The 25,201-nt window shown below is 41.2% G+C and carries 8 protein-coding genes; all 8 read right to left on the bottom strand.

Annotation, left to right across the window (positions count from 1 at the left end; genetic code table 11):
- Positions 1 to 22: 22 nt before the first annotated feature.
- The 8 genes from asnA to P0092_RS03800 all read right to left on the bottom strand — a co-directional run bounded on the left by asnA (position 23) and on the right by P0092_RS03800 (position 25,183).
- Complete coding sequence (gene asnA / locus P0092_RS03835) at positions 23 to 1,033, bottom strand: aspartate--ammonia ligase (RefSeq protein ID WP_004618778.1); 1,011 nt, start codon at positions 1,031 to 1,033, stop codon at positions 23 to 25.
- Positions 1,034 to 1,210: 177 nt separating this feature from the next.
- A complete protein-coding gene (locus P0092_RS03830; protein ID WP_004618780.1) occupies positions 1,211 to 2,419 on the bottom strand; it encodes an NADP-dependent isocitrate dehydrogenase in 1,209 nt (402 codons plus the stop codon).
- 227 nt (positions 2,420 to 2,646) lie between these two features.
- Positions 2,647 to 11,115 carry a glycoside hydrolase family 94 protein gene (locus P0092_RS03825; RefSeq protein WP_004618782.1) on the bottom strand — a complete coding sequence of 2,823 codons (8,469 nt, stop codon included), beginning with the start codon at positions 11,113 to 11,115 and terminating at the stop codon, positions 2,647 to 2,649.
- A 142-nt stretch (positions 11,116 to 11,257) separates the two neighbouring features.
- Positions 11,258 to 11,512, bottom strand: a complete 255-nt coding sequence (locus P0092_RS03820) for an acyl carrier protein (protein ID WP_004618784.1) — start codon at positions 11,510 to 11,512, stop codon at positions 11,258 to 11,260.
- Positions 11,496 to 13,862, bottom strand: coding sequence for a beta-ketoacyl synthase N-terminal-like domain-containing protein (locus tag P0092_RS03815; RefSeq protein ID WP_004618786.1), 2,367 nt, complete (start codon positions 13,860 to 13,862; stop codon positions 11,496 to 11,498). The genes P0092_RS03820 and P0092_RS03815 overlap by 17 nt, the downstream gene beginning before the upstream one ends.
- Complete coding sequence (locus P0092_RS03810) at positions 13,862 to 18,619, bottom strand: beta-ketoacyl synthase N-terminal-like domain-containing protein (RefSeq protein WP_004618788.1); 4,758 nt, start codon at positions 18,617 to 18,619, stop codon at positions 13,862 to 13,864. Before P0092_RS03810 ends, P0092_RS03815 begins: the two co-directional genes overlap by 1 nt.
- Positions 18,620 to 18,637: 18 nt before the next feature.
- Entirely contained in the window at positions 18,638 to 18,973 is a 336-nt protein-coding gene (locus P0092_RS03805; RefSeq protein WP_004618790.1) for a hypothetical protein, read from the bottom strand.
- The gene (locus P0092_RS03800) at positions 18,974 to 25,183 is read right to left on the bottom strand and encodes a non-ribosomal peptide synthetase (RefSeq protein ID WP_004618791.1); all 6,210 of its coding nucleotides are present in this window, start codon (positions 25,181 to 25,183) and stop codon (positions 18,974 to 18,976) included.
- Positions 25,184 to 25,201: the final 18 nt, after the last annotated feature.

The following is a 25,201-nucleotide window of genomic DNA, read 5'->3' as shown; positions in this document are numbered from 1 at the left end:
ATTGTACATTTTATACGAACTATTACAGTAATTCTATGTTATTTTGTGAACATTCTTCTATCATATCATCGCTCCATATTGAAGCCTGAACCTCTCCGATGTGTGCCTTTCCAAGGAAGAACATGCATATTCTTGATTGGCCGATTCCTCCACCGATTGTATAAGGAAGCTCCTTGTTTAAAAGTTCCTTGTGGAATTTAAGATTCTTTCTGTCTTCACAGCCTGCTTTTTTAAGCTGTGCAACAAGTGAATCCTCATCTACTCTAATTCCCATTGATGAAACCTCATAAGCTATGTCCAAAACAGGATAGTAGAATACTATATCTCCATTCAGTGCCCAGTCATCATAGTCAGGGGCTCTTCCGTCATGCTTGATTCCTGAATTCAGAGTGTCACCTATTTTCATAATAAATATAGCTTTCTTCTCTTTTGCAAGTGCAGTTTCCCTTTCCTTTGGAGTCATTTTCGGATACATATCCTCCAACTCCTGAGTGGTAACAAAGAATATATCTTCAGGAAGGTATCTTTGCAGGTTTGGATACAAGCCTGACAAATAGTCCTCAGTCCTCTTGAATACTGAAAAAATCTTTCTTACTATAGTTTTTAAGGTTTCTTCGGTTCTATCGCTTTTAAGTATTATTCTCTCCCAGTCCCACTGGTCAACATATACTGAATGAAGATTGTCCATATCCTCATCTCTTCTGATTGCATTCATATCAGTATAAAGGCCTTCTCCGGGTGCAAAGCCGTATCTTTTCAATGCCATTCTCTTCCATTTTGCAAGTGAATGAACAACTTCCACCGTGTCTCCGCCGATTCCCTTTACATCAAAAGCTACCGGTCTTTCAACACCATTCAGGTTATCATTCAAGCCCGTTTCAGGTCTCACGAATAATGGTGCGGAAACTCTGGTTAAATTCAATTCTTTTGCAAGTTCACTTTCAAAATAATCCTTTGTTTTTTTAATGGCAACTTCTGTCATACGTATGTCAAGGCTTGGTTTATAGCCTTCTGGTTTAATTAAACTGTTCATTTTTACCTCCTGAAAAATTATTATTTAAAAATAAATAAATCTCTATAATTGCAAGTCGCAAAACAGCTAGTGTCATTTTATCACACTTTTAGGAAAATATATAGTAAATTGCCGAGGGCAGACAAAAAAAGCATAATAACCGACTTGCAGGGTTATTATGCTTTAGCTTTCTTTAAATTACATCATTGAATCAAGAGTATTCTTTACTTCAACAAGGAATTGCTCAGTATTTACAGTCTTTATTGTCTTCAATTCTGAAAGAGCAGCCAAATCCTTTGTCATTACACCATTCTCAATTGTCTTTATTGAAGCTTTTTCAAGCTTGTCCGCAAATTCAATCAGTTCGTTTATTCCGTCCAGTTCACCTCTCTTGCGAAGCGCTCCTGTCCATGCAAACAATGTAGCCATGGAGTTAGTGGAAGTTTCCTGTCCTTTTAAGTGCTGATAATAGTGACGTTGAACTGTTCCGTGAGCTGCCTCGTATTCATAAAAGCCTTCAGGTGAAACGAGAACTGATGTCATCATTGCAAGACTTCCGAAGGCAGTAGCAACCATATCTGACATTACATCACCGTCGTAGTTCTTGCAGGCCCAGATAAATCCGCCTTCAGATCTTACAACACGTGCAACTGCATCATCAATCAAGGTATAGAAATATTCTATTCCTGCTTCCTTGAATTTTGCATCATATTCTTTTTCGTATATCTCTTGGAAAATATCCTTAAATGTATGGTCATATTTCTTTGATATAGTATCCTTTGTTGCGAACCATACATCCTGTTTAACGTCAAGTGCATAGTTGAAGCAGGATCTCGCAAAGCTTTCTATGGACATATCTATATTGTGCATTCCCTGTATTACGCCTGCACCTTTGAAATCGTGGATTGTCTCACGGGTTTCTTCACCCTTTTCGTTTGTAAATACCAGTTCTGCCTTTCCTGCTCCGGGAACACGGTATTCTACATTCTTATAAACATCGCCATAAGCATGTCTTGCTATCGTAATAGGCTTTGCCCATGTTTTAACAAATGGTTTAATGCTATCAACCAATATAGGCGCACGGAAAACTGTTCCGTCAAGAATTGCTCTTATTGTACCGTTAGGGCTTTTCCACATTTGTGTAAGGTTGTATTCTGTTACTCTTTCCGCATTTGGAGTTATGGTTGCACATTTTACCGCAACACCATATTTTTTAGTAGCAACAGCAGAATCTGTAGTTACCTTGTCCCCTGTCTTTTCTCTGTACTCAAGTCCAAGGTCATAGTATTCTGTCTTAAGGTCAATATAAGGAATCAAAAGAATGTCCTTAATCATTTTCCAGATTACTCTGGTCATTTCGTCTCCATCCATTTCAACCAGTGGAGTTTTCATTGAAATTTTTGCCATATATATACTCCTTTTTAAATTAGTTTACCCGGATTGTATCCCATGTCCGAGTAAATCCGAGTTTATTATACAAAGTCAGTTTGTTATTGATTTCACACACTACTTTAATATAGCATATGAGAAGGATGTATGTAAACTGTTTAACAAGCTGATATACTAAAATCCTTATAAAAAACGGGCTGCTGCAAAACAGACATTATATTGTTTTGCGACAGCCCTTATTTCGTCTACATTACCGCTTCAACTTCATGTGTCCTACCGTCGTCAACAAGCTCTATTCTGTTGGTTTCTGTAGTTTTGCCGTCCATAGTTATTCTTTGGACAGTTGTGTTTTTGTGTCCGGGATTTTTTACTGTTATGTTGTAAACGGAACTTCCATAAACATATCTCACGGAGTATTCGTTCATGCTCTGAGGAATACATGGGTCCATCAAAATAGAATTACCCTGCTTTTTAATTCCCAGAAGATGGTCCATACCTATTCTGTACATCCACCCTGCTGCTCCTGTGTACCACGTCCATCCCCCTCTTCCTTCATTGGGGTATACCGCATATACATCGGCAGCCATGACATAAGGCTCTACTTTATAGGTCATACTTTCATTCTTTGTTCTGGCATGGTTTACGGGATTTATCATATTAAACAGCTCCCATGCACGCTCTCCGTTTCCCAGTCTGGAAAAGGCGTAAATAACCCAAGTGGCTGCATGAGTATACTGACCTCCGTTTTCCCTCACTCCCGGTAAATACCCCTTTATATATCCGGGATTGAGTTCGCTGTCATAGAAGGGCGGAGTCAGCAGCTTAATAAGTCCGTTTCTCCTGTCAACCAGATATTTTTCCACAGCATCCATTGCTTCCTCTACTCTTGTGTTTTTTGCTGCTCCGGTTATTGCTGCCCATGACTGAGACAGAGAGTCTATCTTACATTCATCATTTTCTATTGAGCCCAAAGGTGACCCATCATCAAAATATGCACGTCTGTACCAACTTCCGTCCCATGCTTCTTTTTCAATTGCTTCTATTATAGTGTCAGCTTTTATTTTGTAATCCTCTGCTCTTTGGCTGTCTCCCATTTTACTGCAAACAGGAATCATTCTATGCAAAACGCAGTACATAAACCATCCCAGCCAAATGCTTTCACCTTTACCGTTAACACCTACAAGATTCATTCCGTCGTTCCAATCTCCACCGCCCATGAGGGGTATTCCATGGATTCCGAATTTGAGGCCCTGGTCTATGGCACGGATGCAATGCTCGTAAACTGTCCCTTTCATACCTGAATCTTCAGGTATCTCATATCTTTCATGTTCATTTTCATTAAGAACAGGAGAGGTAATATACCCTTCCTCTATATTGAGGATTTCAAAATCTCCTGTTGCATTTATATAATCACATGTCACATATGGCAGCCATAGCAAGTCATCAGAGTATCTTGTTCTGATACCGTTCATCTTTTGGTCATGCCACCAATGCTGAACATCTCCTTCCGGGAACTGATGTCTGCAATGCAAGAGTATCTGATTTTTTGTCAGCTCCGGCAAGCTGTATACAACGGACATTACATCCTGAAGCTGATCTCGGAAGCCGAAAGCACCTCCCGCTTGATAAAATCCGGATCTGGCCCATATCCTGCAGGAAAGCACCTGATATTGCAGCCATCCGTTGAGCATCAGATTTATTGATACATCAGGTGTATTAACCTGCAGCTGCCCCAGTCTCCTATCCCAACTGTCTTTTACCCTTTCCAGTTCATTTTTTACCTTTTCGGTACTTCTGAAATCATTAATTAATTCTGAAACCTTTTCAAGGTTGTCCTGTCCCATAAAAAATACTATTTCTCTTGTCTCACCGGGTTTAAGCCCTATATGTGCCTTTATGACTGCACAGGAATCAATACCTGCTCCTGTATTGGAATCAAGGTCTCCCTTCATCCCTGCGGGATTTGATATATCCATATCAGCACCGAAGAAATTCAAACGGCTGCCGGTATAGGATACTCCCTTCTCCGAACATGACAGAAAAGCTCTTTGTCCTCTGAAATCTGCATTGTACACATTGTCTATAAGAATAGCGTTCAACGACTCATCAAATTCGGTAACAATATATGGAGCCGTTTGTGCAAATTCCGTTCCAAGTACAGGTCTGAAATAATATGCGGTATCCAGAAGCATCTCACTTGCTGTAGTATTTTCCAGCTTCAATATGCTGAACTTTACAGCTGCTTTTTCTGCTGCAAACTGTGTAAGGGTTTGATTGATTCCGTTGCTGTTATGCGAAAAACAGGTGTAACCGAATCCATGTCTTATGGTATAAGGTTCTGTTTCTCTGGCAGGCAAAGGAGTACAGCTCCACACCTTACCCTTTTGAGTGTTACAAATATATATTACCTCAGAGGGAGTATCGGTAATAGGGTCATTTATCCACGAGGTCAGTTTATTCTGACTGCTGTTAAGATGCCATGTATAGCCTCCGCCTGATTCGGTGCATATAAATCCGAATTTTTCATTGGCAATTACATTTACCCATGGTGCAGGAGTACTCATTCCCGTACCTAACTCCACAACGTATTCTTTTCCGTCTTTTGTAAAGCCTCCAAATCCGTTGAAAAACAACAGTTCTTTGGATGTTGCATCATCTTTGCCTGAGTTTTCACCTATCCTAGCCGGGGCAGCACTATCTGCGTAAGGCTCTGATATTCCATGAATCTCAACATTCAGAGATTTTTCAATACCTTCTATTACCTCCATCAACGATGCAATTCCCATATCAGCGTCCACTACTATTTTTGCACAGGCAAAAAGAAGATTTTTCTGCTCTTCATTCATTTGCCTTGAATTTCTTATAAATATACCGCCTCTTTTATCCAACAGGTCATAAGACCTCCCTGAAACAGCCATGTCCCTTATCATTTCAAATATTGGTTGTATATAGGATTCTTCATCTGTAAGAAGAATTACCAAATCAAATACAACCCCTTTGATTCTATAGAAATCATGCAATTTCAAAGCCCAGTCTACCTCTTCAAAGCTGTCTCTGCTTTTTACCGTAACCAAGACCATAGGCAGGTCCCCTGATATTCCAAAAGGCCATAAATCAGACTGGCTAAGAGAATTGCGCAGGATATATTCAGCCTGTTCTCTTCTGTCAATCCCAAATAACATTCCGGGCAGCAGTCTCAGGTAAACTTTCTCAGCATCTCCGCCAACATTTATAAAGCCTGCTTCTACTACACTTCTTGTCCATGCCATTTCAATAACTCTGTCTGCTGCAGCCGCATCACTGTATTTTGACAGCATCTCAATCGCTGTTTTTCTGCTGTCGCAAGCGCCCATACAAAAATTGACTACAGTACTTTCTCCTGCTTCAACCGTAACCCTGATTCTCAGACTGAAAACAGGGTCAAGTACAGAGCCTACTGAGTTTGAAAGTGGTCTGTCCGGCTCCATGGCACGTGGATATGCAAGATTTCTGTTTCTGCCTATAAAAAGTGACCTGTCTGTCTCATATTCCACATGTCCTTGTACTTTTCCATTTGTAGAGGCGATATGATATCCCCATGTGGTTTGTTTTATATCATCCCTTTTCCTTCTCATTGCCAGAAGTCCATTGTATTCATCCACATATTCAGTCTTCACAAACAGCTTACTGAAGGCAGGATGGGCCGAATCGGCTTCAGGCTGTGTCAGAACAACTTCCATATAGCTGGTAAGTTCTATTACCCTTTTGGAGTTACTATGATTGTGTATGCTTACTCTCCTTACCTCTGTGTTGTCCTCTGAACTGATTATTACCTCTGTATTTGTTTCAATATTCCCTTCTCTTCTGACAAACTCTGCCTTGTGAGGTGCAAATATAGCTTTATAGGCTTCAGGCTTTGTGTTTGTGGGATTATAGGTAGTTGACCAAAACTCATTTGAGTTTACATTTCTAATATATATAAATGCTCCGCTGCTCTGCATATAATCGTTAATCCATCTGTACACTGACATTGAATGCAATTTACCGTAGCCGGAGCCTTTGTCCGTAATCATCAGACAGTAGCTTCCGTTGGACAACAGGTGCACATTGGGATATGCCGAAAGCTTTTGATATTCCCTAATAACCGTTTCCTCGTGGTCAATATTCCTTCTAGTTCCTCCAACCGGCTGTTCTCTGAATTCCTTATTAATTACAGCCGCTGCCGGGAACTTCTCCTGAAGCAGTGAATCCACCGCTTTAATTAAAGGATTACTGTGGAAGCGTTCCTGCATTATATTATTCTTAAAGAAATTTACCAAAGCCAGCATACTCATTCCCTGATGGTGAACCATGTAGCTTTTTACAACAGCATATGACTGTCCCTTGCTCATTCTGGAGCTTGTAAAGTCAACAGCTTCATACAGACCGAAATTCCCCATGGCACCAAGCTCTTTGAACCTGTGAATGTTTTCAACACATTCTCGTGGTGCTATGTCCAGAGCCATTACAGTTGCATAGGGTGCTGCAACAAAATCGTTTGCAAGGCCTCTTTTCAAACCTAATTGAGGCACACCAAAAGCTCTGTACTGATAATTTAAGCCTATGTCAAATGCATAATAGCAGGATTCTGAGATCCCCCAAGGTGCTTTGTTAGCCAATCCATATTTTATCTGTGTTTTTACAACAAATTCATAGGTTTTGTCTATTAATGTGTTTGAATAACTCTTAATCAGCAGTCTTGGCATTAGGTATTCAAACATAGTTCCGGTCCATGATGCAAGTCCCTTTATACCGTTTACCCTTACCAGCTTTCTTCCCAGCTTGAACCAGTGCTGTCTGCCCGCTTCCCCTCTGGCTATGGCAATTAAGCTGGTCTGTCTGGCCTCAGAAGCAAAAAGGTCATAATAGGATTTACTTGCATGGCCTTCCTCAACATCAAAACCTATTGCAAAAAGATTTCTGATTGGGTCAAATAAATATTTGAATTCCATGGCATCAATAAGCTTCTGAACTCTGGTCTGCAAATCTTGAATCCTCTGCAGCTCCTGAGTTATATTTTTTATGGGAGTAAAGAGACTTCCCTTGTATTGTTCGTATTCAGAGTTAAATGTGTTAATAAAGCTGTCCAGTTTTTTTAGCCAGTACCCTGTTCTCTTGTTATTATCCAACTCTTCAACTAATTTTAAAACGGCAGGCAAAAGAATTCTAAAGCTTTCTTCAGTACTATCCGTGTCTACAAGCTTTTTCAACAGTTCAATATCAAAATATGCCTTACTGCCGTCTATTTCCGAATTGCATATTTCCAGCAGATCAAATAACCCCTCTATTGTTGAAAAGTCATATATGGGGCTCTCCAACAGTCCGGAAAGTCCTTTTTGAAGTACCATTAAATAGCCTATAAAGTTTCCGCTGTCAACAGTTGAAATAAATTTAGGGCGCAGCACCTCCATGTTAGAGGTATTATACCAGTTATATAAATGCCCGTTCCATTTATCCATTTTTTCAATGGTATTTATGGTATTTTCTATCCTTGTTAAAAGGTCCGGTGTATTGATATATCCCATATCTCTAGCAGCCAGATTTGATACCAGAAGCAAACCTATATTGGTTGGAGATGTTCTGTGTGCAGCTCCCTTGTATGGTTCTTCCTGATAATTATCCGCAGGCAAATAGTTTTCTTCCGGTCCTGCAAATTCATCAAAATAACACCAGGTTCTTCTAGCCAGCAATCTGACTTCCTCAATTCCTGCCAAATCAAGGAGGGCATTGTTTTTATCAGAAGGAATACTAATTATATAAGCAATCCATGGAGAAAGTACCCATAAAATAAATACTGCCACAGCCACCGGTAAAAACTCTTTCCTGTAAAAAACAGAAAGAGCTAAAATAATCCCACCATATACAGGTGAAAACCACATCCTTGTGTAATAGCTGACCACTCCGTTTTTAAGGGACCTTTCCATGTCAGCTGCCGTAACCCATTCCAGCAGGTTTTGTTTTGACATATATACTCTGTATATGGATTTCGCTACTGCATTTACCATTAATTCTGCCTGATATGGCAAAAAAGTTAATAGCAGTCCCAATTGCAGGAGTATTGCTTTGAACCCGGTTATAATGGTAGTTCTTCGCTTTGCGATAAATATCTTATAGTTGCCCGCAAGCACAAGCTGTACGAAATAGTTTAAAACAGGAGAGCACAAGGCTATAAGTGCAAGTATAAGCCACCCTCTGCTGCTGTATCTGAAAAGCCACACAGCCAACAAGGCTATAACTGCAAGAACAGGCTGAACAAGACTTCTTCTCAAGTTATCAAGCATTTTCCAACGAGATAACAACGATAAATCATTTTTCCCCAGTATCCATGGAAGCAGCTGCCAGTCACCTCTTGTCCAACGGTGCAGTCTCATCATAAATGAATTGTATTTTTCAGGGTAGCCGTCAATCAATTCTATATCAGTAACAAGTGCAGTTCTTAAAAAGCTGCCTTCCAACAGGTCATGACTTAATACACTGTTCTCAGGTATTGCCTTGTCAAGAGCCATTCTGAAAACATCAATATCATATATACCCTTTCCCGTGAATATTCCTTCACCGAAAGCATCCTGATATACATCAGAAACAGTTGTAGTATATGGGTCAATTCCTCCCTGTCCTGCAAAAACTCTTGTAAAAATTGACCTTCCCGCACTTTCAATGTTTACGTCAACACGAGGCTGCATTATACCATAACCCTTTGTGACAATACCTTTTTCCACATCAAAATAAGCCTTGTTTAAAGGATGAGCCATTGCGCCTACCATCTGCTTTGCAGCATCCAAAGGAAGCTGTGTGTCTGCATCCAGAGTTATGACATACTTGATATCCGGCAGAGAATCAACATCTGCACTTCTAAATACATAGCCTGTATTTTTATTTCCCCCAAGAAGTCTGTTGAACTCAACGATTGCTCCTCTTTTTCTCTCCCAGCCCAGCCACTTACTCTGTTTTTCGTTATAGGTTCTTTTCCTGCAGAAAAAATAGAAAACAGGTTTGCCGTCCCTCCGGCTGTATTTACTGTTTAAACTCTTTACCTTTTCTATTGCGGCTTCAACTATTGTATTATCATCAGTAAGAGTTTCTTCATCTGCATCCTTGAAATCTCCTACAAGAGTAAAGTATATGTTACTGCCTTTATTAGCAAGATAATAAATTTCGAGGTTATCTATAAGCTCAAGCGTCCTGTTTACATTTGGTATAAGGGTTGGAATAATCACCATAGTAGCCCAATCCTCCGGGATACCGTCTTTGAGCTCCAGTTTTGGAAGTCTCGCAGGTTTTGCAGCTCTGCTTATACAGCTGTTTAGCACTGACACAACTATTTCGCTTGCAGGAATAACTGAAAGTATACCTGCAAATACAGCAATAAAGGTTAGTCCACCTTTTTCCCTTAAAATACTGTTGAGCGTGGGTATAAGTGCAATTAAAACAGAGAAAATCACTATAGCTGAAATATACCAGCTCTCACGGTTTTTAAAGAAAGGTGGCTTGTTGTTTCCAAGCTTGCCCGTAAGAATGCTGTTTCCATTTCCTGCAAGATAATATCCTACATGATTTTCAGCGGTTACGGAAGGATTCTTTTGGTAATTACCCTTTGCCAAATCAACGCATAATCTGGCTATGTTTATTTCAGTTGTATCATATTTGCTTCCCAGCTTCATTACAATGTCCCTGTAATGGTTTCTGGAGTTAAAGTCCATTTGCGAGTATATTCCACAGGGGTCAAGCTTTAGAATTCTCTCTACTTCGCTTAGTTCTTCAAACAGGACAGTATTGTCAAAGTTTGATAGTGCCCTGAAGCTGTTAATAATATTTCCTATGGATACCTGAAGTGTTGCCTGATTAAAATGGTCCTCCGAAATAAGATTATCTGTTGAAGTACTTTTCTGAATAAGAATACTGTCCAGACATTCAATCATCCACAGAGTTTTTGCCCCATCCTTTCGCAGCTTTCTGATAAGATGTTCCGCAAAAGCAGGGGTTATTTCGTCAAGTTGGTCTATATGTCTTTTGAAATCATCGCAGTTTTCATTATTATGCCTGATTCCATTAATTATATTTTCTGCCCTGTACCAATCCTGACGGTTCTCCTGCATTCTGGCGCACACAGCACAGAGTTTTTCCAAAAGAGCCACCTTCAGCATTGTTGACAGTATCCAGAGTTCCTGTATGGAAAGGAAAGTGTACCTCTGATAGGCAGTTATAAAATCCCTTATAATCCTTTCATTTACATTACCATCACAATGGGACACCAAATCTGCAGCTATTGCAAATATCCTTGGATACCCTGCATAAGCGCCCTCAGATATTACTGGTAAGGTCTGCTTTGCTTCGCTTAATTCCTTAATAAGAATACTTTTTTGTTCTTCAATAATATAAAAGTTATCCAACAACCATTCCGCAGCCGGAGGAACAGGGAAAGACGCAGAAATATCTATATTGAATTTATGGTAGGTATCAAGTACCTTCTGAAAATTTCTTTCAATTCTTTCCCTGATTTTATTTATTCCTGAGCTTCTTTTTTCTGTAAGCTGTGTCTTCGCCAGCTGCTCTGCATGTCTCATTAAATCATCAGGGTTTAAGACTACATCCTCTATCTGAACATCATAGGATGGTCTTTTTCTTAGAACAAGTCCTATCAAACCTGCAATAATTGCAAATAAAATTATTATTAGGATAATTGATATATTATTCATATATGTATATCACCGTTTTTATTAAGATTTTTTAAAACAAAAAACTAAACATTCAATAATTATGTTTCCCAAAAATTGAAGGTTTAGTCATTTGGTGAAATACACTTTTTATCAAATACCACAAAAAAATTTTATTTCTTCATTATATTCTTTTCTGTATGTACACAATAATATCGTCCAGTGTCTTAAAGTTGTTAAAAAACATGCCATATTCATCAAAATTAAAATCAAATTCTGTTTCAATCAGTACTACCAGCTTAATGAAGCTTACCGAATCCAACCCTGATTCAGTAAGGCTGTCTTCAGGCTTCAATTCAATGAACACTTCAGAATCTTCAACTGTCATCTTTATTACTTTATTCAACCTTGACATAATATCTTTATACTCTGTTGACATTTTTGCCCTCCCCATTTGTTTTTATTTTATTATCAACATATAAGCTCAGCTCTTTAACCGTACTATAAGTATTTATATCTGATTGGTCAATTTTAATATTATTTTTCTCTGCAAGTGTCTGTATCTTTATAAAGATAAGTGAGTTTCCGCCCATTTCAAAAAAGTCCTCTTCAATGTCTATTTCCTGTATTTCTAATGCACCTGCAAATATTGCAGCAAGCAGCTTTTCTGTATCAGAGTACTTTTCTCCTGTCGTTCTTCCCTTTATGGAAACCTCCAGACTGCTTTCACTTTCCTCCTCTTTCTGCTGTCCCTGCAAAGCTGAGTCCTTCTGTTTCATTCCTTCCAATGACATATATCTGTGTGGCGCCCAGAAACGCACCCTTTCCAGCGGATAACCGGGAAGAGATACCTTCTTGCATAGCTGACCTGAATATAAACTATCCCAATCCACTTCGGCGCCATTTACATAAAGGCTACACAAATCCATGGCGGTATTTTTATCTTTTACTTCTTTTTGAAGCATTGCAAGAATAAGACTGTCCGACTTAATGCTTAAAGCATTTTTTTGCTCCTCACTTATGTCATGGACAGCCCTTTTGGTTTTTCCTCCGGCTATCACATGATGTCGTCCAAAATACAGCCATGGAACCTTTGCCACTTCAAAACCATTTTTATTAATACACGAAATTTTTCCCTTCAAATCCTCCATATCCCGTATTAAAAGGGCAATCCTCCACTCATAATGTCCTCTCCCAACCTGAGAAGTGTAGCACATATCCTTTATGTCACCTGAGCTTTCACTTTCCAAATATTCAGCATATTTATGAACATAGGTTTTTAATGCATTTTCACTTTTAGCAGAAATTGTAAAAATATTTATTTCTGTACCTTCACCTTTATCAGGTTGATTTATACGTGGTGCTTCTTCAAGAACAATGTGACAATTTGTACCGCTGAAACCAAAGGAGCTTACTCCTACCCTTTTGGGAAAAGCTTCATTTTCCCATATTTGCCGTCGGTCATTTACATAGAAGGGGGTATCCTCAAAGCTAATGTATGGATTAGGCTCAGAAAAATTAATGTTTCCGGGAATAACTCCATTTTTTAGTGACATTATTACCTTGATTACCGAGGCAACCCCTGATGCTCCTACTAAGTGACCGATATTCGTTTTTACCGAACCAATTCCACAGAACTGCTTCCTGTTGGTAAATCTGCCAAAAGCATTACTGAGACCTTTTATCTCTATAGGGTCTCCAAGTACCGTCCCCGTACCATGTGCCTCAATATATGAAATGGTTTCCGGGTTCACCTGTGCATTTCTCCAAGCCTGCACAATCACTTCTTCCTGTGCCTGTGCATTAGGTGCCGTAATTCCGTTTGAGGCACCATCGTTATTGATTGCACTCCCCTTTATTACGGCATAGATGTGATCCCTGTCATCTATTGCCTTTGACAGTGTCTTTAGCAGCAGGACACCCACGCCCTCTCCCCAAACAGTTCCATCAGCATTTCTGTCAAAGGTTCGGACTTTTGAATCAGCTGACTCCACCATTTCCATGGCGGTCTGCTGACCTTTCACAGTCAGCTGTGTATTTACCTGAATTCCTCCTGCTACAGCAAAGTCACATTCCCTGTTTCTTATTGCCCTGCACGCTTCATGGATAGCCACCGCTCCGGAGGAACATGCCGTGTCGATAACCGTCGCCGCACCCTTGAGATTGAAAAGATAAGAGAGCCTTGAAGCGAGAATACCCGTCCATGAGCCTGTAAGGTGCATCTGATCCTGCTGTGTGAAAATTTTATAAATGGAGCCTCCGGTATTATCTCTTCCCACAAACACAGAGGTATTTGTACCATATATTTTGTTCCCGCCGTACCCCGCATCCTCTATGGCTTCCCAAGCTGTCTCCAGAAAAACTCTCTGTATTGGGTCTATAAACCTGGCTTCTGCAGGTGGAATACCGAAAAAATCCGCATCGAATTTGTCTATTTCATCCAGATATCCCCCTTTTGCAAAATCTATATTCCCCTGATTAATGTCTTCTTCGCTGAAATCCGTATTCAGGAACAGCTTTCTGTAGATAGGGTTGGATAACAGTTCAAGGTTATCTTTTTTTCTTTCCTCCGGAAGATTACCGATACAGTCAACTCCGTTTACCATGTTGCTCCAAAACCTTTCTGCACCGTTCCCGCCGGGAAAGTTACAAGCCAACCCGATTACAGCCACTCCCCCATCTGATTTGTCAACCTTTGGTTTCAATTCCTGCAACAGCTTTACGGCATCCTCCCGGGAAAGGCTTTTTGCAGCAACCTGTTTGAGAATATAATCTTTTACTGCTTCCATTATTCAACCACCCCCAGATCAATCATTCCTCCGGCTTCTTCAAGGGATAATTTCCCTGAAGCAAGCTCATCCAATATATCATTTAGCCTGGCTTCCTCTGTGTCTTCCTCTTCATTTATTTTTTCAAATTCTTTCTTCTTATTAGTTTTGCTCTCTATGTATTCTGCCATGTCAAAGATTGAAGAATATGTGAAAATATCTGAGATATCCACCAAATTGCCGTATGTTTTTTGCATTTCCTTTAGAAGGCTTGTTGCCAGTAATGAATCTCCCCCCAGAGACTCGAAATTATCATAGATATCTACCTCGGTAACACCCAACACGAGGGACCATAGTCTTCCCAGCGATTGTTCAGTATCGGAATACCCGTTCCCAAGCTTACCCTTTAAAATAACTTTTGCCTCCTTTGGTTCAGTTATTTTTTGCCGAATGGGATTATCCACACGGATTTCTTCTGATAAGGCAAAGGGTATCTTTATGTTTCCTCTCTCGAATATTTTATAGTTGAGTACTGACGGAAGCACCCTGACTATATGCTTGTCCAAGAGTATTTCAAACGCCTTGCATGCGTCAGCAGTTGAAATAGGTTTAAAGAAGGATTCATTGTTAAGCGCATTATGGTCAACAGCCATGCCTGTTTCTTTCCAAGCAGGCCAGTTGATGGAAAGAGTTCTTTTCCCTTTTTTATCCCTGTACTGTGCAAATGCATCCAAATAGGCATTTGCCGCAGTATAGTCCCCTTGCCCCGGTGTGAAGGTATACCCTGAAATGGAAGAAAAGAGAATAAAAAAATCCAGTTTGAGGTTTTCCGTCAATTTGTCCAGAACCCATGTGCCGTTAATTTTCGGTAATACTACTTGCCGGAACACCTCCTCAGGCTTTCTTATCAGGTATCCGTCTCCCGCAACGCCTGCCCCATGGATGACACCGTTTATACCGCCGTATTTCTCCACTAACTCATTTATGATAATCCCCATGGATTGAAAATCCGACACATCCGCTGTATAGCAGAGAACAGAGGAGCCTGATTCTTCAATTTCCATAATTGCCGTAATTTTTTTACAGAGTTTGGTGTCGTCCTTACGTTTTTGTATGCCGTCCCATTCGTCTCTATCCGGCAGAGCTGTTCGATTTATCAGGCATAGCCTTACTTTATTTCTGGATGCAAGGTATTTCGCTATCTCAAGTCCTATTCCTCCTGCTCCCCCGGTTATGATATAAACACCTTCACTTTTGATATCAATTTCGTCCTCTTTACCTCCTGTCAGCAAAGCCTTTCCAAACTCCTCCACATACCGTTTTCCATTCCTATATGCAGCATAGGAGCCGGTGTCAGAAGCTGCCATCTCCTTTATAATCTCCGAGGCAGATGTACCATCCCCCATATCTATACACTTGCAACGCAGTCCGCTGTACTCATTTTCCATAACTCTGCCAAGGGCAAACATTGCTGCACCCTGAGAATTAATGTCATGCTCTTTTCCCGATACTACAGCAGTATTGTCTGATACCAGAATCAACTCCAGCGGATTTATTTTGTATTTCATAATTGCCTTTGCCAGATAGAACAGGCTGTATACTCCTGTCCTGTAGCTTTCATCAAGGTTCTCAATGGTATTTATTTCTCTTCCTCCGCCAATTGACATCAGATGTATAATCCTTGAGATTTTTGAGGAAACCTTGCTCAAAACCTTGTGGTAGTCCTCCTCGACACCTGAAATAATAAATTTGTGATCATCTTGCATCTCAAAGCTACTACCCATTTCAATTTCGTACAGCTCGCAGCCAATCTCCTTCAGACGACTTATCAAAGCTGAACTCACATCTGACTTGTCCTTGAATACCAGAACCGTCCCGGTATTTAAACCGTCCGTTGCCTTTAGTGCCGTACTTTCTAGCCAGCGGGTTTCGTAAAAATCCAAGTCCTTATTAACCGGTATAAATGTACCTGTTTTTTGGGTATGAACTTTTTTAACGGTATAACCCTCGATAGCTGCAAAAATTTTCCCGCTTTCCTCTATTAACAATATATCAAAAACGCCTGTTTCCGAACTGGCGGCATCTTTATTTTTTCTGACAAGATGGCAATAGAATTTCCCCGGCATTTTACCATAAACTTTTAGTGACTTATAGCTAAGGGGCAGGTAAAATCCTTCACCTATAGCACTGTTTGCCATATTAACTGCCGTATCCATCAAAGCAGGATGCATTTTAAAATCCAAAAGGTCTCCGCTGTACTCCTGGGGCAGAGAAAGATACGCCAGAACTTCCCCGCTCCCCATATATATGTCGGTAAGATTTTTAAAACGGGGGCCGATTTCCACTGCATAGTCCGCATCCTCCCCGTATTGGAAATGCTCCAGCATCTGCAAGCGCCCTTTGCACTCATTTATGTCGTAAAAAAGCGGCGTTGCAGCTTCTCTTATTTCAAATTTTCCTTCCACATGCCTTACAAAGCTTTCACCACCCGGCCGGGTGTCAAAGGCAAACTCGCTGTAGGTACCATCTTTTCGTAATATTGTTTGTACTTCTACTTCGGAACCGCCTTTTACAGCTACCGGAGTCAGGAACAGTACATCCCTGAATTCAATCACCCCGGTATAATCCTTTTGGGCTACAAGCTCGCATACCATTTCTATATATGTAGTTCCCGGTATGACATAGTCTCCTGCTACTTTGTGCTCTCCCAGAACCCAGTGTTTTTCTGCACTAAAGCGGGTGGAATATATCCGTATATCCATTGACTCCGCAGTACATTCGTCTATAAGGGGCTTTCCCCTACTCCCGTTATCGTATTGAACTGGTACCGCATTTTTTACCTGCGTACTAATCCAATGTCTCTCTTTTAAAAACGGATATACAGGGAGATTTAACCTATTATATTTCCCTGAAGAATAGAGGCCTTTCCATTCTACGTCCGCACCCTGTACATAAAGTTTGCCAAGCTTACGTAGCTCATCTAAGTCTTCAACGGCTCCTGCCTTTCCACATAATATGTCCATCTCCGCAATTACTTGATTAGTAAGCTGTTTCTTTTCATCTTCTGTTATTTCCCCCGTCAGCCTTGACAGTTTGGAAGCAGCAACAATTTTATGTTCACCATGAAACATGTCTGTCTCAACAGTATTTTCTATTCCCTCTTGAATAAGGAATTTGATTTTACTGCGTAAATCCTCCAGACTGTCTGCGACAATAGCCAGCCTTATATTGAAATGTTCCCTGCCTGTATTGGCTGTATAGCATATATCAGCAAACTCACCTTCACTGCAATTAGAAAGGAAGGCATCATAGCTTTTTAGCAGGGACATGAAGGCCTCTCTGCTGGCGGCGGACAGCAAAAATATATTTGCCGCCGTTTTATCTGCTTCCTGCCTTTTATGGCCGGTGTATTCCTCCATAATCAAATGGCAGTTGGTTCCACTCAGGCCAAAAGAGCTTATACCGCATCTTCTGGGGCCTTGGCTTTCCCATTTTGTAAGCTTATCATTTACATATACAGGAGAACCCTCAAAAGGTATCTTCCCATTTGGCTTTTTAAAATGGAGAGATGGTGGCAATTCCCCGTGCTTTATTGCCATTACTGCCTTTAAAATCGCTGCAATGCCTGCCGTATGGTCAAGGTGTCCGATGTTTGATTTGACAGAAGCTACTGCACAAAACTGCTTTTTATTTGTAAAGTTTTCAAAAGCCTTTTTGATTGCCGTAACTTCAATGGGATCACCCAGTTTGGTAGCTGTACCGTGTGTTTCTATGTATGTGACGGTTTCCGGTTCTATATTGGCATCCTTCCATGCCCGTAGAATAACGTCTTCCTGTGCAGACATATTGGGTGCGGTAATACCTATGGAATTTCCATCCTGATTAACAGCACTACCCTTAATAATGGCATAAATGGGGTCGCCATCCTCAACAGCCTTGCTTAAAGGTTTTAGAAGTACCGCTCCGGCTCCTTCCCCCAGACCTGTACCATCTGAACTTTCGTCAAAGGTTCTTGCCCTCCCGGTGGGGGATAATATTCCTGTATCTCCCTGTTCGCCTGTTTCAGCAGGGGCTGTTATAAGGAGCTTGACACCACCTGCCACCGCCATGGAACATTCACCGTTCCGTAAGGCTCTGCATGCCAGATGTACCGCCACAAGTGAGGAGGAACAGGCTGTATCAATCATCATTGCCGGGCCTTTCAAGTCAAGAATGTATGCGATTCTGGCTGCAATAATAGACTTGAGGTTTCCCGTAATAGATACTTCCTCCTGATTGTTTGTCACAGTCCTTATGTAATTCTTATACTCCTCACTGAAATCAGAACTGTAACCAACGAATACCCCCGTTCTGCTGCCTCTTATTTTGTCCCCTCCGTATCCTGCATCTTCAATAGATTCCCATATTACCTCCAGCATCTGCCTTTGGTTGGGGTCCATCAAATCCGCCTCCCTTGGCGGAATCCTGAAAATTGAGCTATCAAAGGCATCAATCCTGTCCATGTAGGCAGCTTCCCTGTATCTGTGTTCCTCTTCATCAGCTTTTGATAGACGGTAATATACTTCACTGTCAGCCTTCCTGTTCTCAGGAAGGCTGCGTATAAAATCCCGTCCCTCCTTTAACCCATCCCAGAACTCCCCCAGATTCTCAGCACAGCCAAATCTTCCCGATGCACCAATGACTGCAATATCCTTTCCTGAAAGGTTTTTAATCTGTGATGTACTGCCACTATATTTGTCCCCTTTTCCAAGCTCAGTAATATCAATAAGCTTTTCCACACCTGTCACCCCCCAAAATTATTGCAAGTCAGTTTTTTCACTGATTGGTTCCATACCGCTGAACAAGCTGTGCAAACCCGTTTCGTCAAGCAACTGCTGAACCCTCTCCGTCTGTTCTTCAATGGGAGTTCCCTTGGTTGCAAATACCGACTTCAGCATATAAAATGCATCTTTTATCTGAGAAACCGTAGGTTCAGCCGAAGCGGCTTCCAGCTCTTGCTGCATCTTTTGAACTTTTTTATAGGGCTCGCTTACACCGTTCCTGTACTCTTCTTCGTCCCAATTTCTGTTTCTGGTGCAAACAGCAATGGCCATACACCTGGAAATAAACTTTAACCCTGTATTTTCTCCCATTTAAACCATCCTCTCAAAAATCACATTTAATACATTCATATATAGTTGAACTAATTCTTCCATTGCAGACTTGCTGATTCGCTGCGCATTGTAATCAACTGTGAAAGCAATAGTTCTGTTGTCCTCATCCACCCTGAAAGCAACATCATAAATACTCCGGATCTCAGGCTGCAGGCTGCTGACATTATACGTAAAAAGTATAGCTGCAGAATCGCCCTTCCTGCCGGGTCTTGCTTTGACAGGATACCCTGAGGACAAACCAATATTTATACATTTATCTCTGAGTTCATTACCCACAGCGGATATCAGCTCATGAACCGTGCTGACAACTTCTACATTCATTTTTAAAGGAATAAAACAATCCGAGCCCTTCAATACATGTAAAGGAATCTCCTGTTTTCCTGACACTTCCGAAAGCAGGTATATAAACCCACCCAGCAGAATATCCATTGTTTGAACGGTTTTGCTGTCTGAAAGAGCTTTCAGATTTTTCAGAACTTCCGGTTCAGGTATTATGCAAATGGCACCGTCTTCATAGTCTGCACTGCCGTCAGCCATATATTGTCCGGGAATTTGAAGTTCCTCAATTTCCTGACTTTCATGGATTTTTCCGGTCTCACGCCCCAGTAGGGCTGCTAATTTTGCTATAGTGGGATATGCAAATATCTCCGCCACACTTAACTTGCCCGGATACCGGGTTTCCAGTTCAGCATGCATTTGAACCAGCAAAAGTGAATTTCCTCCGATATCAAAGAAATTATCCTTTGCGCCGATGTTCTCACGGTTAAGGAGTGTGCTCCAAATACCGTATACCTGTTTTTCAGTCTCTGTGGATGGTTCTACATATTCATTTTCCAGAACAGGTCGAAGCATTTCCGGCTCAGGCAGTGCATTTCTGTCTATTTTACCGTTAGCAGTTCTGGGAATTTGCATAATATTCATATAGATGCCCGGTATCATATAGTCGGGCAGTACCCCTGCAAGGTATGCACGGAGACGGGATATATTGATTTCTCCGGCAGAGACATAGTACGCAGCCAGTGTTTGATTGCCCAGACTATCTTTTCTGGAGACTACAACACATTCCTTAATACTCTCGTATTGGGTAATGTGTTTTTCAATTTCTTCCAGTTCCACTCTATACCCTCTGATTTTCACTTGATGGTCAGCTCTTCCCAATATCTGTATATTGCCGTCTGACAGCCATTTCGCCATATCCCCTGTCCTGTACATGGGTTTGCCCGTATATGGATTGATTACAAACTTTTCCTTAGTGAGTGTCTCCCTGTTCCAATATCCTTTTGCAAGCCCATCGCCGCCTATACACAGCTCACCCGTCACATTTATTGGTTGTAAACGGCTTCTCTCGTCCATTATAAATATCTGAGTATTGGCGATTGGTTTACCGATGGTGACGTTTTCTTCTTGGGTCAGTTCTTTTAAGGCAGACCACACTGTTGTTTCAGTTGGGCCGTATACGTTGAAAATTTTAGAATCTGATATTTCTTTGAGTTCCGTAAGCAGAGTCTCAGGAAATGGCTCCCCTCCAATAATTATGTCTTTGACATACTCAAGGCTTTTTGCACCTTTTCCGTTACTCAGCAGAAGCCTCATGCGGGATGGCGTCATTTGAATCATTTCTACTTTATTTTTGCGCAGGAGTGCCCCCAGAAGATTTGAATCTCTCTGTTCTTCCTCATTTGCTATGACAATTTCCATTCCTTTTGCCAGAGGAATAAAGGTTTCTAAAGCAAAAATATCAAATGAAACGGTTGTCAGACCGAGGATTGTTTTACCTTGATTAAATTCTATTTTTTCCGACATTCCCTGAACAAAATTCTTCAAGGCTCCATGTTCAATCAATACGCCCTTTGGATTACCGGTTGAACCGGAAGTGTAAATAATATAAGCAAGGTCATCAGGCCTGCAAATAGGTTTTATTTCTGTGGTTGGGCATTGGCAGAAGCTGATTTCCTCCAGAAATACAATTTCCCCGTCAAACTTTGCCTTTTCTTTTAAATCCCTTTCGGTAAGTAGTATTGCGGCGCTACTGTCCTCAATCATGTATCTGACCCTTGCCTCGGGATACTCCGGATCGATGGGCAGATACGCACCTCCGGCTTTCAAAATTCCCAGAATTCCTGCAAAAAGTTCTGGGGAGCGCTTTGCCATAATCCCCACAATACTGCCTTTCCTCACACCCTTTTTCATGAGCAACCCTGCGATGGTATCCGCCTTTTTGTCAAGTTCGCCGTAAGTCCAACGGATATCCCCGAATACCAGTGCTATATTGTCAGGTGTCCTTAGTGCCTGTTCTTCAAACAGGTTCTGTGCCATTTTATCGCCTGTATATTTTACATTGGTATTATTAAAGGCATATAGAAGCTGCTCTCTCTCCTCCGCCCCCAGTAGTTCAATTTCATCCAGCCTTATACCCGGATTCACGGTAATTTGTTCAAGTATACGCAGAAAATGAGCTGCAAACCTTTCCACCGTTTCTTTTTTAAACAACTTGGTACAGTATTCTATTTCAACTTTAAGGTGTTTTTCATATTGTATGGCATTAAAGGACATATCAAATTTTGAGGTTCCATTATTGAATGCATAGGGAATAAATCTTAAATCTGAGGTGTAAATATCAGATGAATAGGCTTCTGAGAGAGTCATACTTTGAAGAGTGAAAAGCACATCATACAATGGGCCGCGGCTCATATCTCGCCTTATGCCAAGCTTCTCCACCAGTTCCTCAAAGGGATAAGCCTGATTTCCATATGCATTCAGGCTGTTCTCCCTTACTTCATTAAGGAATTCCCTGAAGGTTTTTTCGCTTTTAGGAAAATTTCTCATGGCCAGAGTGTTTACAAAGACACCGATAATTTTTTCATAGTCGGCATGAGGTCTGCCAGAGACCGGAGTTCCCACAACGATATCCTCCTGTCCGGTGTATTTGTGCAAAAGTACATTATATGCCGCCATAAGCACCATAAAAAGCGAAGTTCCCGTTTCTTTTGCCAGTATATCCAATTTCAAGGTAAGTGCTTCACCTGTCTCGAAATATATTCTGTCCCCTTCAAAGCTCTGTACCTGCTGTCGAGGATAATCCGCAGGAAGGTCAAGAACCGGAATTTCTCCCTCAAAGCATTTAAGCCAGTACTGTTCCGTATCCATGTCCGTTCCGGCCTTTTTCTGTTGGTTTTGCCTTATTGCGTAATCCTTATACTGGAACTTCAAGCTCTCCGGCGATTTGCCTTCATACAGTTTTATGAAGTCCCTGACAATAATACTTATGGAGGTTGCGTCAGCTATGATGTGGTGTATATCATATAAAAACAGGTGCTTGTCTTCCCCCAACCTTATAAGCTTCACACGAAAGAGCGGTGCGGTATCCAGAGCGAACGGCCTTATAAATTCCTTGATTTTCTCGTCTATCTCTCTTTCTTCCGCTTCATCGTATTCTATATTGAAATCCACCTCTCGGTGAATCTTTTGAACAGGTTCTCTGTCTTCCAGCGTAAAGTATGTCCTTAATGCTTCGTGCCTTTGTATAAGCTTTCTGAATGCATTCTCAATCCTCTCCTTGTCAGCCTTTCCCTCCAATATCAGTGCAGAGGGCAGGTTGTACACGGTATTGCCCGAATCAAGCTTTGTAAGGACATACATTCTCTTTTGTGCTGACGATACAGGATAAAATTCCCTTTGCAACTGAACAGTCCCGGTATTTTCCTTTTCTTTGCAGTCACTGATTTTTTCTTCAATGGCTGTGAAAAGTTCTCCAAGTGTCCAATCTTCAAATAGCCATTTTATAGGTACATCAATGCCATATACTTTCTTTACCTTGCCGATAAATTGCATGGAACAGATGGAGTCAAAATCAGTTTCAATTATTTCTGTTTGCTCTGTGAGCGTTTCATCTGAGCAAATTTCTGAAAATATACCGTGGAGAACCTCACGAACGGCTTTTGCCCCACTCGCACCGGAAGAATTCCCATATGTCTGTGACGGAAGTCTTACCTCCTTTTCAGCCCTGATAAAATAACTCTTGCGCTCAAAAACATATCCCGGAAGATGAATCCTTTTCCTGTCACTGTACTGATAAACCTTTTCCCAATCTATCTTTAAGCCGTTTTTGAGCATTTCCTCCAAAGCAGTATAAAAACTGTATTCCCTTTGGCTCAGAATAAGACTGTGCACACCCTGCCTTTCTGTTAATGTACTTTTTAACCGGCTTGCCAATTCCCCAGAGGGACAAAATACGGTGAATGTATTCAGTTTTGATTCAAGAACCATATCCACCAGTTTTTCCAGCCTGACGTTATCCAACACAATTTCTTTATTTTTCGACTCATTTACTCTCCGTACACATTCCTCAAACCCGATGTTCCCTCTAACCAGTTCTGCTATGGCATCGCCTGTCCCAAACCCTATAACGGCTTTGGGTTTTAAGGAAAATTCCTCCATCAGTTTTGCATAGGAATAAAGGTTTAAAATATAGTCTCCGGTCTTGTCACCGTCTCCGATGCTTTCATCAATTTCTTTTAAATACTTTTCAAAAATACTTCTGAAAACATCGTTGCCATGGTAAAGCTTTGGAATTTCATTGAAATCAATGCTCTTGATATCCGGGAAAATATAAATGGCATTATAATCGGCGGGAAAGTCTTTTATTTCTTTGGAGGACTGATTTTTGCTTTCAATAAATTCCTCCAGTTTTCGGATAAGTTCCTCACAGTTTTCAGCAGTAAAAACAGCCGTATTTTTATATTTTCTTCTTCCTTTGTTCAAGGTATATGCAATGTCGTTTATGCAAAGTCTGGGGTGTTCGGCTATATATGACCTTATTCTTTCTGCAATGCGGTAGAGAGAATCCTCCGTTCTCGCTGACAGCACAATAATATTTCTCCTGCACTTTACGCTATCATGGTTTTCTTGTGCTTCTTCCAGAACAATATGGCTGTTGGTGCCCACCATTCCCAGAGAGGTGATTCCGGCTCTTCGTGGGAACTCTGATTTCCACTCAGCCGGATTGCTGTTTACATATACAGGGGAGTTTTCAAAGTCTATCAGTGGATTTGGTTGGTTAAAATGTACCGAAGCCGGGATGGTTTTGTTTTTCAGCATAAGTATGGTTTTTAGCAATGAGGCAATTCCTGCGGCATAGTCAAGATGTCCGATATTTGTTTTAACAGAACCCATGGGAACAGATTTTTTTTCATACCCAAGCTTACCGTAAGCCTGACTAATGGCGGAAACCTCTATTGGATCCCCTATATTTGTACCTGTACCGTGTGCCTCCAGATATGAAATACTTTTCGTATCTATTTCTGCATTCTCCATGGCTTTCAAAACAACCTCTGTCTGTCCTTCCTGACTGGGAGCTGCCATTCCGTTTGACCTGCGTCCATCACTGTTTACGGCACTTCCCTTGATTATCGCATGGATTGAATCTCCGTCAGCCAGTGCTTTATCCAGCCTCTTGAGGATAACAATCCCGCCGCCTTCCCCCATTACAGTGCCATTGGCATCCTTATCAAAGGCTTTTGCCTTCTGATCCGGCGAATATATGGCAGCAATGGGGATAGACTCCTTGTCAATAGGGAAAAGGGTCATGTTTACTCCCCCCGCAACTGCCAAATCGCTTTCGCCCAAACGCAGACTTTGACATGCGGAGTGTATTGTAACAAGTGCTGACGAACAGGCAGAATCTATTAAAACAGAGGGTCCAAGCAAATTGTAGGTATATGAAATTCTTCCTGCAGCGGAAGACGGCAGGCCATTTAAAAGGGAAATTGGACAAAAATTACTCAACTGATGTGTGTACTGGTTCTGGTTACAGGTAACAAACACTCCGGCATTTTTCCCGAATAAATCCTCAGGGTTGTATCCTGCGTCCAGAAAAGCTTCCTCAGTTAATTCCAGCAGCAGTCTTTGCTGCGGGTCCATGTACCTGCTTTCCTCTTCACTGAGCGAAAATATTTCCGGCTCAAAATATGTTATCCTGTCAAGATACCCCAAGCGTATAAAATCCGTCTGTGGCCTGACTCCCAATATGTCTTCAAGCTCTTTTAGCCTGTTTTCAGGAAATTCCCTTACTGAATCTCTTGAATAAACAAGATTTGCCCAGAACTCCTGAAGGTTTTCAGCCTCAGGAAACCTCCCGGACATTCCAATCACTGCAATATCCTTTTCGGGGTGCAAATTGCGGCTGTCCATAGACTATTCCTCCTTTAT

It is taken from the genome of Ruminiclostridium papyrosolvens DSM 2782, assembly GCF_029318685.1.
GTDB classification, from domain to species: Bacteria; Bacillota; Clostridia; order Acetivibrionales; family DSM-1351; genus Ruminiclostridium; species Ruminiclostridium papyrosolvens.
This window is presented reverse-complemented; position numbering and strand designations above follow the sequence as displayed.